Here is a 15,729-nt window from a genome sequence, read left to right as displayed (position 1 = left end):
TTTAAAAAAACACACGACTCGCGCGAGTCGTCTTTTTCTATACGTCGGTCAAACGTTTCGTCATCATGTAATAATCGGCACCCGGCGGATAGTCGCGCAACACCCCCGCGACTTCGTAGCCGTGCCGTTCATAGAACGTCTTCGCTTGAAACGAGAACGTTGTCAGTTTCACTCGGGTCGCACCGAGAACGGTCGCCTCACGTTCCCCTGCCTGAAGCAGCCGGGTTCCGATACCCGTACCGGCGTGAGCCGCGTCCACCCATAACCGGTCGAGGTCGAACCACCCCCAATAAACGCTCCCGAACAATCCGGCGATCACTTCATCGTTTTGCTCCACTTTGAATTGGACGACCGGGACGTCGGCGTTCCGAATGTCACGATGATGGACCGAGTGCATGTCGTTGAAGGCGCGCAGACGCTCCGTCAAAAACTGTTGGAACGCCTCGTCTTCTACGACGATCTGCTCGATTTCCATCATGCGTCCCTCCTTGATCCGTTCACAAAGAACGTGATGAGTTCCTCTTCTTCTTCCTCGACCGCACGACCTGTCAGGCGTTCGTATTGAGCCGTTATTCTTTGTTTATTTCCCGGGAAATCCATCGTGATGGTCGCCAATAGGCGCAGCACATTACGGTCTTTCTCATATTCCGCACGAGATGCGACGCTGCCGTGCGACCAAACGTACGCTTCCGCGTCAAACATGTCCAGCAAGGCGAGCAACCGGAGCGTCTCCTCCGCCGTCATCCGCCAAGACGGAGCGTATAAGTTGGCGTAAAGCGCATCTCCTAGGAACAACACTTTCTCTTCCGGGATGTACGCGACGACAGCGTCCGGTGAATGGTCACCGCCGACATGCTTCAACATGACATGTACGCCACCGAGATCGAGTGTGAGCGAGTCGTCGAACGTTAAAGTCGGCATGACGACGCGCATCGTACGTGCTTCCCCAAACTCAAGGCGGATGGCGTCGGCACAGAACGGGATCTCGATCCCGCTCGCGACGCGTTCATCAAGCGACGCGTCATCCCACTCATACGGGAGTAGCCGTTCCATTTTGTTTTTCGTTTCCACGCTCGCAATCGAAACGGTCCAAGGCAACGCCGAAAGGCCGAAAATATGGTCCCAATGCCAGTGTGTCAAGGCGACGATTGTCGGACGGGCCAACCCGTTCTCGGCCAAGGCGTCTAGCAGTGCGTTCGTATGGGATTCCGAGTTGCCGGCGTCGATCAACAACGTGTGTGTGTCCCCGACGACCACTCCTAAAATCGGCCGATCGGTCTCTGCGACAGGTGTCATGTACCAAAAACGCGGTGAATGTCTCTCTAACTTCTGCAAATCCAATCCTCTCCTCACTAGTTGGACCAAATCAGACTGACGTTCGTCTGCCGATCCATTCTCAGTCGTACTCTTGAAATGAGTCATATACGTAAAATCCGTCGCCCCCGCAGTTTTTGGCGACGTACATCGCCGCATCCGAATGATGGATGAGCGCATCGAGCGAAGCGAGTTCTGTCGTCGAATAAGCGACTCCGATGCTCGCCGACAATTGGAGAGATAGTTCGTCGCCGACCAACATTTCCTGGGAAATCAAGGCCGTCAACTGTTCAAACACCTCATTTTCAAGCGTGCCCGCTTCCCCTTCGATGACGATTAAAAATTCATCTCCAGCGAAGCGATACGCCTTTCCTTCATGGAAGCGACTGAACGAACGGATTCGCTTCGCCGTTTCGATGAGCACTTCATCCCCAACGAGATGTCCGTATGTGTCGTTGATTCGCTTAAAGTCGTCCAAGTCGATGAACAGAAGCGCGACGGCCTGTTTTCGGTTCATTTTTTGACGCAAATCCGTCATGAGTGAATGGCGGTTTCCAAGCTTCGTCAACCCGTCCTTCGTGATGAGTTCGATGACTTCTTGATGCTTGCGCTCGCGTCGAATCTCGTTCTCCATCCAACGCGTCACGAGCAAGATCGTGTCCGTCATCTCTTGCCGCGCGACTTGATCGACGACGTCCTCAAGACTTCCATGTTCGGCGAGAAAGACGACCCAACCGAACGTTTTCCCTTCATTCACGAGCGGCAAGCTGATCATGGCGGAGAGTTCGACGCCATCGATGACCAGTTCAGTCCGTCCTAGTTTCTGATGCCCGCTTTTTACGAGCGCCTCGACTTGGCGGAGACGCTCATCTGTCCACTCGAGTAACGTGTTCCCGTCTGAAGAGATCGAGTGATAGCCGCCTTCCACTGTAAACGCGACGGCATGAGAATAACCGAGCCACTCCCTCAACACCGTCTGAATCCGTTTCAGCTTTTCCGGGAACGGAGCATGGAGCGCGGTCACTTCGTAAAGCGATTCGAGCGTCTGTTGACGCCGTGTCTCCGCTCTCGTCTGTTCCGTCAGTTCGATTTCAGACATCACCCAACGTGCGAAATCTTCAAGCGTCCGCAGCGCCTCTCTGTCAAACGTTCGCGCCAGTTCGTCCGTGACACAGAGCGTTCCGATGGCGTGACCGCTTCGCGTAATGAGAGGCACCCCGGCATAAAACCCGATTCCTTCAAGGAGCGGATTGTCATTTAAAGACTCGGACGACTCGACGTCCTCGATGACGAGCGCTTCTTTGCCGAGCACGACGCGATCACACAGTGTGAACTTACGATCGACGTGCAGCTGCTCGAGGACTACCCCTTGGCACGACTTGATCCACTGTTGGTCCGTCGTCAATATCGAGATGAGGGCGACCGGCATGTCGAGCGTCTTCGCCACGAGCCGGCTGATTCGGTCGTAACGTTCTTCACGCGGCGAATGCAAGATCTCGAGGCGAAGAATCGCTTTCAACCGTTCCGTCTCGCTCTCGTCGAGTGACGTGATCGCCTCTTGGCGTCCCGACGCATCGTGGCGCAACGCCGCGAAATGGTGTTCGAGCGCGTCGAGGGCGGCTTGGACGTCCGTTCGCGCCAGTGGCCGACTGAAGAAATAACCTTGCACCTCGTCACATCCGAGCCGTTCGATGGCACGATACTGTTCTTCCGTCTCCACCCCTTCGGCCGTGACTTCGAGGTTCAACTTTTTAGCGAGCGAGATGATCAGTTTGACGATCTCGTACTCTTTTAAGCCGTTGTCTTTATCGAGCTGACTAATGAACGAACGGTCGATTTTGATCCCATCGATGTCAAACATCTTCAAATAGTTGAGCGACGAATAGCTGACGCCAAAATCATCGATGAGAATGCGGAACCCTTTCGTCTTCAAATAATCGACGGTCTGAATGCCGACAAGCGGCTCTTGCATGAGCGTATGCTCCGTGATCTCAAACTCGAATTGATCCGATGTCAGCCCGTGCGACGTCAAAACGGTCAAGACATCACGCATATACGTTTGGCGGAAGACGACCGGAGAGACGTTGATGGCGACACGGCGGCCATTGAATACGTCTGGCTGTTCGATCACGTCCCGGCAAACTTGTTCGATGACGAAACCCGTGACGTCCTCGATCAATAGTGATTTCTCAGCGATCCGGATGAACGTTTCCGGTGAGACGTTCCCGAGGGAGGCACTGCGCCAACGGACGAGCGCCTCAAAATGGACCGTCCCGTCATGACAACTGACGCGCGGTTGATAGACGACGCTCAACTCGTTCGCTTTCAGTCCTTTGACGAGTTCCATCTCGATTGTCATCTCATCGATATAATGTTGGACGTAATCGTCTTTCTCATATACCCGAATCATCTGTTTTCCGGCCTGTCGCGCCTCGAGCAATGCTGTCGATGCGTTCATGATGACACGGTCCGCATTCTCGTACCCGGCACTGAGCCCGATGCAGCCCGAAAGCGCGAATTCGGTCTCGGCCACCTCGTACGTATAGTCTGCGATGGCGGCAAGCAAGCGTTCCCCGTGATGATAGGCCGTCTCAATCGATGTGTGCGGCAACACGACGATAAAATCTTCTCCGTCGACACGTCCGATGATCGATCCTACAGGCAGTATGTCCGACAGACGGCGCGTCATGTCTTTGATGAGTTGATGCGACTGCTCGATTCCTTGAAGCGAGAGGACGATTTTAAAGCGGTTGATGTGCAGTCGGATGATGCTCGTCAGTTCACGTCCGCTCTCTTGTGTGAACAGCTTCTCGAGTTCGAGCTTCACTTTCATCAAGTTCGGCATACCCGTCAAATAATCGATATGCTCAATACTCGACAACAGTTTCATTTCCGCTTCTTCCGACAAATCGGTCGTCAAACCGAGCACGTACCGAACCTCCCCTCGTTTGTCTTCGAGCGGCATGAGAACAGATGAGGCGAAACGGGCCGTATTCGATTCGATGTTCATCTTCGACATGAAATAAACCGGTTCACGTGTCGCGGTCACCGCATCGTAATGCGTGATCAGTTCATCCGCGACGTCGGCCGAGTACATCTCATGCAAGTAACGGCCAGCCACATCGTCCGGCAGCATCGAAGCGAGCTTCCCTTGCTCACTGACACGGACGTAACGATATCCGATTGGCGTCACTTCCATTAAAAAAACCATGCGATACAAATGAACGAATACATCGAATAAATAATGCGGGTCGGCCTTCATCTGTTGCATACTGTACCTCCAAGCAATGTCTGTTTCCTCTAGTGTAGAACTTTTAACTCGCTTTGTTCACAAAACCGTTTCAAAAAAGGGAAAACGTTTTTCAACGTTTTCCCTAAAAATCGGGTAAAGAGTAATGAATCCAGTCCTAAAGCGAGGTGAACCATCATGCTCAGTCGAAACGTCTACCCACAGACCCGGCCCGGCAAATGGTCGGTCGGATTGTTGCTCGCTGTGTTTCTTCTCTTGATTGTTTCCACCCTCATCGTCCAGTCAGGCCAGCCGTTCAACGTTAACGCACTTTTCGACAACACGTGGGCGACCGTCGTGTCGATGGCAGCTTTAACTGCCGCGCTCGGCGCTTTCGTCGTCGGTTTGTACACGATTTTTCGCAATCACGAGCGCTCGGTCGCCGTCTTTTTCACCATGTCGCTCGGGGGACTCGTCGCCTTGTTCGTGATCATGCAACTGTTCCGTTAATTGAAAACGCTCCTTCCCGATATGAGAGAAGGAGCGTTTCGTCAGAGTAATTCTTTTGCGAGCAGGCGATAGACGTTTAACCGGTCGGACTGTTGATGTTGAATGCTGCAAATCATCGCCTCATCGAAGCCATAGCGTTCCGCTTCTTCTTGGAGCTGGGTCGCGATTTGTTTCGGCGTCCCGACGAGGTGAATCGCCCGGTTATTGGCGATGTGAATTTTGTCGACCTCGGTGAGCGGATACTCGTGCGCCGCCTCTGGGCTCAATAATTGACGAAGTTGACCGCGCATCAAGAACAAACGGGACAAGTCGGACGGACGGGCCAAATATTCGGCTTCTTCCTCCGTCTCGGCCGTCGTGACGAGGTACGTCACGTTAATGTCGGGCTTTTCCATAAATGCGGACGGACGGAAATGATGACGATACGCATCGAGCGCATCGGTGCTCAGTTCTCCGTTAAAGAATTGAGCGAACGAGTAGCCGACACCCATCCGTCCGGCTTGGACGGCGCTGTTCCCGCTCGAACCGAGGAGCCACGCCTCGGGAAGCGTCACCCCGGTCGGTGCGGCTGGCGTCGTTTTATACCATCGTTCTTCCGGCGTCTCATCGTTGATGAGTTGGAGCGTCGTCTCAAGTTTTTCGTATAGCCCGTCCATCATCGGCTTCTGCCCTTGTGACATCGCGTAAATGGCGTTGGCGTCCCCGCCCGGCGCCCGACCGACGCCGAAATCGATTCGACCAGGAGCGAGGGCGCTCAACGTCTTGAACACTTCAGCCATCTTGAGCGGCGAATAATGCATCATCATGATGCCGCCCGATCCGATGCGGATCCGCTCTGTTTTGGCCGCGATATAGGCACTGACGACTTCCGGCGCCGAACTCGCGAACGACATGCCTCCATGATGTTCCGCCATCCACATTCGATGATAGCCGAGCTCTTCCGCTACTTGCGCGAGCTCGACCGCGCTTGCTAGGGCATGTTCTGACGTATGCCCGGACGTGACCGGTGCTTGGTCGAGTACACTTAATCTCATGTCCATCTCTCCACTTCTATAGTATATATGGTGAATATCTCGGATTTGTAAGACTCGCCGTCATCATACTAAAGTGAAGAAAAGAATACGAGTCGGACGCTCAAAAGACGGTTGTCTTTTTTCAGAAAATTGCAACGAGTTGTTGCTTGTCATCGTTTTTCTTCTCTATAATGAATGGGAAGACGTTATTCCTTCATAGCATGATGCCGCAGACGTGATGGGGACACGCGAGCGGTCCACTACATTCTCGGGGAAATGGGGTAAACAACATGAATCAAACACCAAACAGGCCTGGCCAGGACGGGACATCATTCACGTCCAACGACTATTTGAAATTTATCATTCCATCTTTAATCGGGCTCATGTTCTTCATCGTACCGATTCCGACCGACGACGGGTTCACGATCCCGGTCGCCTTCTTATCGAACCAATTGATCGACTTGATCGGGGGAATCGTACCGACGCTCGCCGTCATCATGATGGGGATCTCGGTGCTCGGTTCACTTTGGACGTATTTGGCTAAACCGGCGTTCGTGCTCGAACGGCCGCACTTCAACTCACTGTTAAACGTGACACCGTTCTGGTTCGGGATGCGGGTCGTCGGTTTCATCGCCGGAGTGATGACGCTTCTCGTCATCGGACCAGAGATGATCACGTCCGAGTATACAGGCGGACTATTGCTTTATGACTTGATTCCAATCTTGTTCGCGACGTTCTTGTTTGCCGGGATGTTACTTCCGCTCCTCTTGAACTTCGGTCTGCTCGAGTTCGTCGGGACGATGCTCATCAAAGTGATGCGCCCGCTCTTCAAACTGCCGGGCCGGGCTTCGCTTGACTCGCTCGCGTCTTGGGTCGGAGATGCGACAATCGGAATCCTGTTGACGACGAAACAATACGAGAACGGCTACTACACGAAGCGGGAAGCCGCTGTCATCGCCACGACGTTCTCGGTCGTCTCAATCACGTTCACCATCGTCATCTTGTCGTACATGGAACTCGACGCCTACTTCTTACAGTATTATGGGGCTATCGTCGTATCCGGTGTCGTCGCCGCGCTCATCATGCCACGGATCTATCCGTTGTCGAAGAAGGCGGACACACCTTACGAAGAAACCGAACTGAAACCGGAAGAGCCGGTACCGGCGAACGTGGCGATGCCAAAATGGGCACTTCGCCAAGCGTTGCTCAAATCACGTTCAAGCAAGAGCTTTGTCGCCACAGTAAAAGATGGCTTCCAAAACGTGCTCGACATGTGGCTCGGCATCTTGCCGATCGTCATGGCCGTCGGGACGATCGCGCTCGTCATCGCGGAGTACACGCCGCTCTTCACGATTCTCGGTAAACCGTTCGAACCGATTTTGATGTTGCTCCAAGTACCGGAAGCGGAAGCCGCCGCCCAGACGATGGTCGTCGGTTTCGCCGATATGTTCTTACCGGCCGTCCTCGGTAGTGGCATCGAGAGCGAGATGACTCGCTTCATCATCGCCACCGTATCGGTTACCCAGCTCATCTTCATGTCAGAAGTCGGGGGACTCCTCCTCGGTTCGAAACTGCCAATTTCATTCTTCGACCTCGTCCTCATCTTCTTGCTCCGGACGTTCATCACGCTCCCGATCATTGTCGGGATTGCTCACTTGGTCTTTTGACGACAGAACGCCTCTTCTCGTATTACCTGAGAAGAGGCGTTGTTTGTATAATAAAGAAAAAGGAGGGGTCGACCGTGGAGGACCATTTTGCCGGACAACTCGAGACCGCAAAGAGAGGCTATGCCGGAATCATCAACCCACAAGTTTATGTAGATGACCGTTATCACGGCCATTGGTCCGTGAAAGAAGAAAAACGAATCGATGGGGTACCGGCCCTGTTGCAACGAACGTTTAACGGGGCGAAGAATAATTGTACCCTCACCTCGATCACGGCAATCTTCCGCTATTACCGGGACCATGGCTATCCTAACATCCCGGAGGACGTGTTCGTGATCCAACAAGATGTGCGGGACATCGCCGTTCGGCATCAATTCAAAGACGAAAAAGGGACCCCTCCGACACGCATCAGTACAATCGTGACGAAACTGTGGGAACGATACGGCTATTCTGGTCACGGCAGTTCCCGCTATCTCTGGAAATGGTCGACGTTCGAGCGTGAGCTCCTCGCCAATCGTCCGTTCATCTTGAACATGGCGAACGGGTTTTATAAAAATCATTCTGTCACGGGAATCGGCTATATCATCTATAAAAAGCCCGGCTACGCTGACCTCGTCTTGCTCGAAGTGCTCGACAACCGCTCCGAAGATATCCGGTACATCGATTTCAACGAGTTCAACTTCTGGGGCAGCATCACGCGCGTCCATCCGCCTAACGGACAAAAATTGTGATCCCCCCTTAAAATGCGGTATAGTGAAGTATCATTTCATAAGGACGTGTAACCATGCGTATCAACAAATTTATTAGTGAATCAGGCAAGGCGTCCCGTCGCCAAGCCGACCGTCTCGTCGAAGAAGGACGCGTCACCATCAACGGGAAGAAAGCGAAAATCGGCGACCAAGTGAAGCCTGGGGACGAAGTGCTCGTCAACGGATCGGTCGCCCGTGTCGCCCGTAACAACGTCTATATCGCCGTCCATAAACCGGTCGGCATCACGAGCACGACCGAGAAGAAAGTGAAAGGTAACTTGGTCGACCTCGTCAACCACCCGCTCCGTATCTTCAATATCGGCCGCCTCGATAAAGAGTCGGAAGGACTCATCTTGATGACGAACGACGGCGATATCGTCAACGAGATCCTTCGCGCAGAGGGCGAGCACGAGAAAGAGTATATCGTCTCGGTCGATAAGCCAATCACCCCGGAGTTCGTTGAACAGATGGAAGCCGGCGTCAAGATTCTCGGACAAAAGACGTTGCCGTGTAAAGTGCACCAACTGTCGAAGTTCGACTTCAACATCACGCTCACGCAAGGCCTCAACCGCCAAATCCGCCGCATGTGTGAAGAGCTCGGTTACGAGGTGTATCGCCTTCAACGTGTCCGTGTCATGAACATCACGCTCGGTAAGCTCCCGCCTGGACAGTGGCGCGACCTGTCGAAGAAAGAGCGCGAGCAGTTGTTCCGCGAATTGAATTACGAACCGAAAGAATGGTACTAAAAAGCAGCCTGAGACGTTCTCAGGCTGCTTTATTCTGGTCGGAGCGATTCGACGAGATCGGTCTCGTTTCTTAAAAAAGACGTCACCTGGTCACTCAGGTCATCGAGCTGTCCCATCGTCGTCATAAAGGAGAAGCTTGCTTGCATCTCATCGAAATCGTCCTCCATTTGCTCCATTTGTTTCATCGATACGTTCACTCGAATCGCCCCCCGTTTGTTGGCAAGTTTGAACGCCATGGCCACGTACGCGAATGAGCCATCGAGAATCCATATCTTCGACAACTTCCCGTTCTGCTTATTGAACGCTTTGATTAGAGGAATTAGCGATTCGATATCCTTTTCCGTGATGTAATCAGTCACTGTCGCCTCGCATCGTTCCCCTTTCAATGTCAAGGCGACTTCCAACATATGATCATCTTCCCAAACCCGTCTCAACTCAAATTGATGTACCATACACTCACCTCTTTTTTCTGACTATACCATGACATTTCACCAAATCGAGACGTCTTATCCATGAAAACGGGAATACTATGGATACAGATCATTTGGCACGGAAAAGAGGTGAATCGTCATGAATGGCGCTTTGTTTCCCCGCACCTCGGTCGGAAAGTGGTCCATCCTGCTCATCGGCTTGTTCCTCGCCATGTACGTACCGTTCCTCTTGCTCGACAACTTCGACACGACATTCACGTCGACATTATGGAGTGATACGACGGCACACATGCTTCGGCTCAGCTATATGACCACGTTCTCCGCACTCGGACTCGGGGCGTTCGTGACCGGTTGGTGGGCGATCCTGAAACAAAAAGAGTACGCCGTGCTCGTATTTTTCGCCGCCGTCCTCGGTTCGGGATTGTTCGTTCTGCTCGTCATGGAGCTCGTCGGGATTTTAGAGTAGACAAAAAGGAGCGCAAGCTCCTTTTTGTTAACCATTCAAATAGCCTTCCCAATCGTAGTCTTGAATTTCTTGAAACGTCCCTTCCTCGTCCCGTTCATACGCACAAAGCGGTGGCTGTTGGAGAATTGGGAGGATTGAGTCATCGATATTCAACACGACTCCAATCGACACGACGAGAAAGTTATCCGTATCACTTAAATATGCATCGTCTTCATACCCGCTCAAGAACGACCAACCTGAATCCCCTTCCCCGTTCGGCTCATCCCGCAACATGAAATGAAACTCTTCTCGTTCCAACACATCCGCACTGACAATCACGAACGTATCCGTGTAATAATCCCATTTATCCCCGTCTGGCTCCTCATACTCGGTCTGACAGACGTGTTCCATCCCGAATGAAAGTTCGGTGCCCACTTGGATCGGTAAATAATATGGCTCATTGTCGAGCACACCTTCAAATTGATCGCCGTTGATTTCCGTGATTTTCACCCACATCCGTTCGCCCCGATATCCATCAGGCGAAGAATGTTCGTTCGTAAAAATCAATTTTACTAAGTCACCGACTTTCAATTGACGGAGCACTTCTTCGCTCGGGATGTAAAACGTATACGGTGCAGCCTCGTGCAACTCGCGCACGTCATCTAAATACCAATTCATCCAATCCCTCCTTCATGTGAAAACACCTTCTAATCAGTATAGGAGTTCTCACACGTGAAAGGCAAAAAGGATTTAGTCCCTATAAGAACTAAATCCACAATCCTATTATTTCGCCGTGACGCCACCGTCGACCGGGAGTTCGATGCCGGTGATGTGGTTCGCCTCATCCGACGCGAGGAATAAGACGGCTGCCGCCACTTCCTCGGCCTGACCGAGCTGCGGCAAGGCGATTTGATTCAAGAAGTGTTGTTTATAGTCCGGATGCTCCATGTGCGGTGCGCTCATCGGTGTCACGATATAACCCGGGTGCACCGAGTTGACGCGAATGTTTTGCTTCCCATAATCCACGGCCGCCGCTTTCGTGAGTGATCGGACCGCCCCTTTTGAGGCCGTATAAGCCCCGGCACCGGCCATCCCGGTGAGCGCCGAGATGGACGAGATGTTGACGATCGAACCGCCACCGTTCACCTCCATGAGCGGGATGGCATATTGCGTCCCGAGCATGACGCCATCGATGTTGATGCGATATGTCCGGGCCCAGTCCTCTTCCGTCTGCTCTAAAAACGGTTTAGCGAGCGCGATACCGGCGTTGTTGACGAGAATATCAAGCTTCCCGCATGTCGCCTGCACTTCGTCATAGACGTTCTCCCAATCGGTGCGGGATGTGACGTCATGACGGATGGCGAGCGCCTCGCCCTCGATCATTCGAATCGCCTCGACGACGTGCGTCACCGCCTCTAGATTGATATCGGTCGCGACGACCGTCGCCCCTTCTTTCGCAAACAGCTTCGCTGTCGATTCGCCCATGCCACTGCCTGCCCCTGTGATGACCGCTACTTTCCCTCGTAAACGCATATTCATGTCCCCAATCTTTATTTCGATAGTCCAACTATCATTATGTTAGTTGATGCACATTTGAATCTCAACGAAATTGCCTCGGCACGGTATAATAGCTACACAACAAAGAGGTGATCGTATGAACAAACGACAACAAAACAAAGAAGAACGATTGAATCGCATCATCGAGCAAGCCGAACTCCTATTTTTAAAAGACGGCTTTGAGCGTGTGCAAATGCAGGACATCGCCGACGCGGCCGAAATTGGCGTCGCGACGCTGTTCCGTTACTTCCCAAAGAAAGACCAACTGATCGTTGCCGCGGCTGTACGTAACTTGGCCCCGACACTTGAAACGTTTAAACAATTGACGACAACGCCTGGCGACGCCTATACGCGACTCGAGGCGATCCTTGATTACTTGCTCGACCAACAAATGAAGCGGACGAACCACTCGCGGTTCCGTGAGGCGTTTGAAAGTTACGCTTCCTTCGTCACGACCCCATTACCTGACATCGATGATTACATCGAATTGCAATGTGAGATCATGAAGACGCTCGAACCGCTCATTGAAGACGGCAAAACGGACGGGTCGCTTCGAGATAACCTGGACGTGAAGGCGACAGTCGTCACGATCATCAACGCGTTCGGTACGTTCGGCAACAATATCATCTTGAAGTCGCACATCAGCTACTTAGAGGAGGACATCGAGCCGTTCATCCAGCAGCGGGTGTTAAAAGAGATGCTGTTGTCGTATGTGCGCCCATAACGAAAGCCCCTTCGCATGAAGGGGCTTTATTCGTGTAGTTCGGCGATAATCGCCACATGATGGATCGTATGTAGGTTCATGATAATCCCCATATGCAAAAAAAATGAGCACCTCTCACTAGAGGTGCTCTCGAAAAGTCTACCGCGTCGAACCACGCTCCACAACGTGCTCCTAAAAGGAATGTCCGCCGTCTTACATAGACCAGCTCATCGCATGTACTCAACTATATGCGAATCTGCCTCCCCCGTCAATCTTTTGTTTAAACCGGGTTGACATCTTTCTAAAAATTAGGATAATCAATAGTGTTAGCACTCTCGTTACAAGAGTGCCAAAATCGAACGATTAAAAGGAGAACGATCATGACAAAGAAACAGTTTCAAGCCGAATCGAAACGAATTTTAGAGTTGATGGTCCACTCAATCTATACGCATAAGGACATCTTCCTCCGTGAGCTCATCTCGAACGCGAGTGATGCCATCGACAAGATGTATTACCGAGCCCTCTCGGACGAGGCGATTGACTTCAACAAGGACGACTACTTCGTCAAAGTCGAACTCGACAAAGATGCCCGCACGATCACCATCCGCGACACCGGAATCGGGATGACGGCCGACGAGCTCGAGTCTAACCTCGGGATCATCGCCAAGAGCGGCTCACTCGCGATGAAGCAGGCGACGAAGATGGAAGAAGACCACAGCCTCATCGGTCAGTTCGGCGTCGGCTTCTACTCGGCGTTCATGGTCGCCGACCGTGTAACGGTCCGTACCCGCTCGGTCGACAGCGAGCAAGGCTACTTGTGGGAATCAGAAGGCACAGACGGTTACACGATCGAACCGACAGACAAAGCGGACGTCGGTACGGAAATCACGTTACACGTGAAAGCCGATTCGGACGACGAGACGTACTCGACGTTTCTCGAAGAGTATGAGATTCGTTCGCTTATCAAGAAACATTCGGACTTCATCCGTTACCCGATTAAGCTCGACGTGACGAAACACCGCCAAAAAGACGACTCGGAAGAGTACGAGGACTATGTCGAAGAAGAGACGATCAACAGCATGGTGCCGATTTGGCGCAAGCGGAAGAGCGAGCTCTCGGATGAGGACTACAAGGCGTTCTATCACGAGAAGCGCTACGGCTTCGACGAGCCGCTCAAACACATCCACTTGAACGTCGACGGCACGATCCGTTACCAGTCGATTCTCTACATCCCATCGACGGTCCCGTTCGACTATTATACGAAAGAGTTCGAGAAAGGACTCGAACTGTATTCGAACGGCGTCTTGATCATGGAGAAGTCACCTGACTTATTGCCGGACTACTTCGGTTTCGTCAAAGGAATGGTCGACTCAGAAGACCTCTCCCTCAACATTTCCCGGGAGATGTTGCAGCAGGACCGACAACTCCGTGTCATCGCCAAGAACGTGAAGTCGAAAATCAAAGGCATGCTCGAGAAGATGCTCCGTGACGAGCGTGAGGACTACGAGAAGTTCTTCGAATCGTTCGGCCGTCAAATCAAGTTCGGTGTCTACGACCAGTTCGGGGCCGCGAAAGACGAGTTGAAAGACTTGCTCTTGTTCCACTCGTCGAACGAGAAAAAGCTCGTCACGCTCAAAGAGTACGTCGCGCGCATGAAAGACGATCAGAAGTACATCTACTACGCGACGGGTGAATCGATTCACCGCATCGACCTATTGCCGCAAGCGGAACGCTTGAAAGAGGAAGGGTTCGAGATCCTCTACTTCACAGAAGAGATCGACGAGTTCGCCATCAAGATGCTTCAGTCGTATGACGACAAAGAGTTCAAGTCAATTGCGAGCGGTGACCTTGGGCTCGACGATGAGGCGGCAAATTCGCTCAATGAGGACAACAAAGACTTGTTCGCCTTCATGAAGGCCGAGCTCGGCGACCGCGTCAAAGAAGTGCGCGCGTCGACACGCCTCAAGTCGCACCCGGTCTGCTTGACGGTCGCGGGTGACGTCTCGATTGAAATGGAGAAGATTTTGAACGCAATGCCAAACGGCGGCGGCATGAAAGCCGAAAAAGTGCTCGAAGTGAACGCCGACCATGCCATCTTCCAGACGTTACAGCGCGTTTATACAGAAGACGAGGCGAAAGCGAAGCAGTATACCGACTTGCTCTATCAGCAAGCACTCCTCATCGAAGGGTTACCGATTGAAGACCCGGTCGCCTATTCGAATGCAGTGTGCGCATTGATGGCAGAATAACTGAAAGGCAGAGGGCGACCTCTGTCTTTTTCGTTTATTCTATTAGAGACGTGATACAATTTATATAAATGGAATTCTTAGGAATGAGGTGCCGCATGCTGTTCGAAAAGAATAAATTATACAAACGTTCTGAACTTCACGATCGTTACGGCGGAAGTCGCCAACGAGGAATTAGTACACCGAACAAACATAAACTCATCTTCATCTTCGATAGTGGAATGGACGAAGAATTTGGATATGAAAACGGATGGAATGAAGAAGATGGACTTTACTATTACAGTGGAGAAGGACAAGTTGGAGATCAACAATTTTCACATGGTAACAAAGCACTTCTCAACCACGTAGAAAACGGAGAAGATGTTTACTTGTTTGAGTCACTGAGTAAAGGCAACTACCGCTTTGTCGATCAACTCATTTTAATTGGGTTTGATATTCAATTTGGGATTGATAAGAACCATAATCAACGTGAAGTGATCGTATTCGCCTTCGAACCGTTGCACGTCATTCAAGAAGAAGCTCATCAATTTTCACTGGCTATGCAGTACAAAACAGTTCAAGAATTAGAAGAAATTGCTTCACGTGATCCAAAACGCGCTACGGGATTGAGTACGTCCGCTCGCAAACTTCAAGTTCGAGAACAAACAGCTGCACTTCATTACTACGTGCTTGCTCGAGCAAATAACTGCTGTGAAGCATGCGGTCAACCGGCTCCTTTCAAAACAGAAGAAGGTCCATATCTTGAACTCCATTCTCTCTATAAAGAATCAGATGATGGTTTATCACGTCCAGATCAAGTAGTGGCTGTTTGTCCAAACTGCCACGCTCGTCTTCATAAAGGTGTAGATCGGGTAGAATTTAATCAACACATCATAAATGCAATTCAGCAACCTTGATCTTTTTCAGATTAAGGTTTTTTTGTTTGTAATTGATAATGTCATGATTTCTTACGAGAATCATCTCACTATTTTTCGATTAAGTTCCTTCTATTCAACCCATTTTTGTTTTTCTCACATAGGTGATTGAAAACAAAAACACGTTTATATTGTAACCGTTTTCTTTCCTTCACCTATGCGTTTTATCCATTTAACGTTGATATATCAACATTTTACCAAGCATGCA

General features: G+C 51.4%; 15 protein-coding genes. 8 read left to right on the top strand and 7 right to left on the bottom strand.

Features of this window, described 5'->3' with window-relative positions; all coding sequences use genetic code 11:
- Positions 1-37: 37 nt before the first annotated feature.
- From JJU47_RS12125 to JJU47_RS12115, 3 genes are all read right to left on the bottom strand, one after another.
- Entirely contained in the window at positions 38-475 is a 438-nt protein-coding gene (locus JJU47_RS12125; protein ID WP_228619815.1) for a GNAT family N-acetyltransferase, read from the bottom strand.
- Entirely contained in the window at positions 475-1,335 is an 861-nt protein-coding gene (locus tag JJU47_RS12120; protein ID WP_228619813.1) for an MBL fold metallo-hydrolase, read from the bottom strand. The genes JJU47_RS12125 and JJU47_RS12120 overlap by 1 nt, the downstream gene beginning before the upstream one ends.
- A gap of 61 nt (positions 1,336-1,396) precedes the next feature.
- Positions 1,397-4,585 (bottom strand): EAL domain-containing protein, encoded by a 3,189-nt coding sequence (locus JJU47_RS12115; RefSeq protein ID WP_228619811.1) that lies wholly within the window; start codon positions 4,583-4,585, stop codon positions 1,397-1,399.
- Between the two features lie 156 nt (positions 4,586-4,741).
- Here JJU47_RS12115 and JJU47_RS12110 point away from each other — a divergent pair, with 156 nt between their 5' ends.
- Positions 4,742-5,053, top strand: coding sequence for a hypothetical protein (locus JJU47_RS12110; protein WP_228619808.1), 312 nt, complete (start codon positions 4,742-4,744; stop codon positions 5,051-5,053).
- Between the two features lie 41 nt (positions 5,054-5,094).
- Here the strand turns inward: JJU47_RS12110 and JJU47_RS12105 are convergent, their stop codons facing one another.
- Positions 5,095-6,087, bottom strand: coding sequence for an LLM class flavin-dependent oxidoreductase (locus JJU47_RS12105; RefSeq protein ID WP_228619805.1), 993 nt, complete (start codon positions 6,085-6,087; stop codon positions 5,095-5,097).
- 269 nt (positions 6,088-6,356) lie between these two features.
- On the opposite strand from JJU47_RS12105, the gene JJU47_RS12100 reads away from it, so the two are divergent.
- From JJU47_RS12100 to rluF, 3 genes are all read left to right on the top strand, one after another.
- Positions 6,357-7,733, top strand: coding sequence for a YjiH family protein (locus JJU47_RS12100; protein ID WP_228619803.1), 1,377 nt, complete (start codon positions 6,357-6,359; stop codon positions 7,731-7,733).
- Positions 7,734-7,807: 74 nt separating this feature from the next.
- Positions 7,808-8,461: a C39 family peptidase gene (locus JJU47_RS12095; protein ID WP_228619800.1), complete on the top strand. Its 654-nt coding sequence runs from the start codon at positions 7,808-7,810 to the stop codon at positions 8,459-8,461.
- A gap of 53 nt (positions 8,462-8,514) precedes the next feature.
- On the top strand, positions 8,515-9,225 hold the full coding sequence (gene rluF, locus JJU47_RS12090; RefSeq protein ID WP_228619798.1) for a 23S rRNA pseudouridine(2604) synthase RluF: 711 nt from the start codon (positions 8,515-8,517) through the stop codon (positions 9,223-9,225).
- 29 nt (positions 9,226-9,254) lie between these two features.
- Here the strand turns inward: rluF and JJU47_RS12085 are convergent, their stop codons facing one another.
- Positions 9,255-9,677 carry a hypothetical protein gene (locus JJU47_RS12085; RefSeq protein WP_228619795.1) on the bottom strand — a complete coding sequence of 141 codons (423 nt, stop codon included), beginning with the start codon at positions 9,675-9,677 and terminating at the stop codon, positions 9,255-9,257.
- Positions 9,678-9,795: 118 nt separating this feature from the next.
- On the opposite strand from JJU47_RS12085, the gene JJU47_RS12080 reads away from it, so the two are divergent.
- A complete protein-coding gene (locus JJU47_RS12080) occupies positions 9,796-10,122 on the top strand; it encodes a hypothetical protein (protein ID WP_024371024.1) in 327 nt (108 codons plus the stop codon).
- 27 nt (positions 10,123-10,149) lie between these two features.
- Here JJU47_RS12080 and JJU47_RS12075 read toward each other — a convergent pair whose 3' ends face one another.
- Complete coding sequence (locus JJU47_RS12075; protein WP_228619789.1) at positions 10,150-10,779, bottom strand: immunity protein Imm33 domain-containing protein; 630 nt, start codon at positions 10,777-10,779, stop codon at positions 10,150-10,152.
- Positions 10,780-10,884: 105 nt separating this feature from the next.
- Positions 10,885-11,634, bottom strand: a complete 750-nt coding sequence (locus JJU47_RS12070) for an SDR family NAD(P)-dependent oxidoreductase (RefSeq protein ID WP_228619786.1) — start codon at positions 11,632-11,634, stop codon at positions 10,885-10,887.
- A gap of 121 nt (positions 11,635-11,755) precedes the next feature.
- On the opposite strand from JJU47_RS12070, the gene JJU47_RS12065 reads away from it, so the two are divergent.
- From JJU47_RS12065 to JJU47_RS12055, 3 genes are all read left to right on the top strand, one after another.
- Complete coding sequence (locus JJU47_RS12065; protein ID WP_228619784.1) at positions 11,756-12,382, top strand: TetR/AcrR family transcriptional regulator; 627 nt, start codon at positions 11,756-11,758, stop codon at positions 12,380-12,382.
- Positions 12,383-12,741: 359 nt separating this feature from the next.
- Positions 12,742-14,610 (top strand): molecular chaperone HtpG, encoded by a 1,869-nt coding sequence (gene htpG / locus JJU47_RS12060; RefSeq protein ID WP_228619781.1) that lies wholly within the window; start codon positions 12,742-12,744, stop codon positions 14,608-14,610.
- 95 nt (positions 14,611-14,705) lie between these two features.
- On the top strand, positions 14,706-15,503 hold the full coding sequence (locus JJU47_RS12055) for an SRA domain-containing endonuclease (protein ID WP_228619779.1): 798 nt from the start codon (positions 14,706-14,708) through the stop codon (positions 15,501-15,503).
- Positions 15,504-15,729 lie beyond the last annotated feature (226 nt).

Source organism: Exiguobacterium sp. (assembly GCF_020832205.1).
Lineage (GTDB): Bacteria > Bacillota > Bacilli > Exiguobacteriales > Exiguobacteriaceae > Exiguobacterium.
The sequence above is the reverse complement of the archived record's forward strand: the minus strand, read 5'-3'. Positions and strand labels throughout refer to the sequence as shown.

Bases quoted from the DNA above. Each gene is read 5' to 3' on its own strand.
- htpG (WP_228619781.1), top strand. From the start codon at position 12,742: ATGACAAAGAAACAGTTTCAAGCCGAATCGAAACGAATTTTAGAGTTG.
- JJU47_RS12075 (WP_228619789.1), bottom strand. From the start codon at position 10,779: ATGAATTGGTATTTAGATGACGTGCGCGAGTTGCACGAGGCTGCACCG.
- JJU47_RS12070 (WP_228619786.1), bottom strand. From the start codon at position 11,634: ATGCGTTTACGAGGGAAAGTAGCGGTCATCACAGGGGCAGGCAGTGGC.
- JJU47_RS12115 (WP_228619811.1), bottom strand. From the start codon at position 4,585: ATGCAACAGATGAAGGCCGACCCGCATTATTTATTCGATGTATTCGTT.
- JJU47_RS12055 (WP_228619779.1), top strand. From the start codon at position 14,706: ATGCTGTTCGAAAAGAATAAATTATACAAACGTTCTGAACTTCACGAT.
- rluF (WP_228619798.1), top strand. From the start codon at position 8,515: ATGCGTATCAACAAATTTATTAGTGAATCAGGCAAGGCGTCCCGTCGC.
- JJU47_RS12085 (WP_228619795.1), bottom strand. From the start codon at position 9,677: ATGGTACATCAATTTGAGTTGAGACGGGTTTGGGAAGATGATCATATG.
- JJU47_RS12105 (WP_228619805.1), bottom strand. From the start codon at position 6,087: ATGAGATTAAGTGTACTCGACCAAGCACCGGTCACGTCCGGGCATACG.
- JJU47_RS12110 (WP_228619808.1), top strand. From the start codon at position 4,742: ATGCTCAGTCGAAACGTCTACCCACAGACCCGGCCCGGCAAATGGTCG.
- JJU47_RS12065 (WP_228619784.1), top strand. From the start codon at position 11,756: ATGAACAAACGACAACAAAACAAAGAAGAACGATTGAATCGCATCATC.
- JJU47_RS12100 (WP_228619803.1), top strand. From the start codon at position 6,357: ATGAATCAAACACCAAACAGGCCTGGCCAGGACGGGACATCATTCACG.
- JJU47_RS12080 (WP_024371024.1), top strand. From the start codon at position 9,796: ATGAATGGCGCTTTGTTTCCCCGCACCTCGGTCGGAAAGTGGTCCATC.
- JJU47_RS12125 (WP_228619815.1), bottom strand. From the start codon at position 475: ATGGAAATCGAGCAGATCGTCGTAGAAGACGAGGCGTTCCAACAGTTT.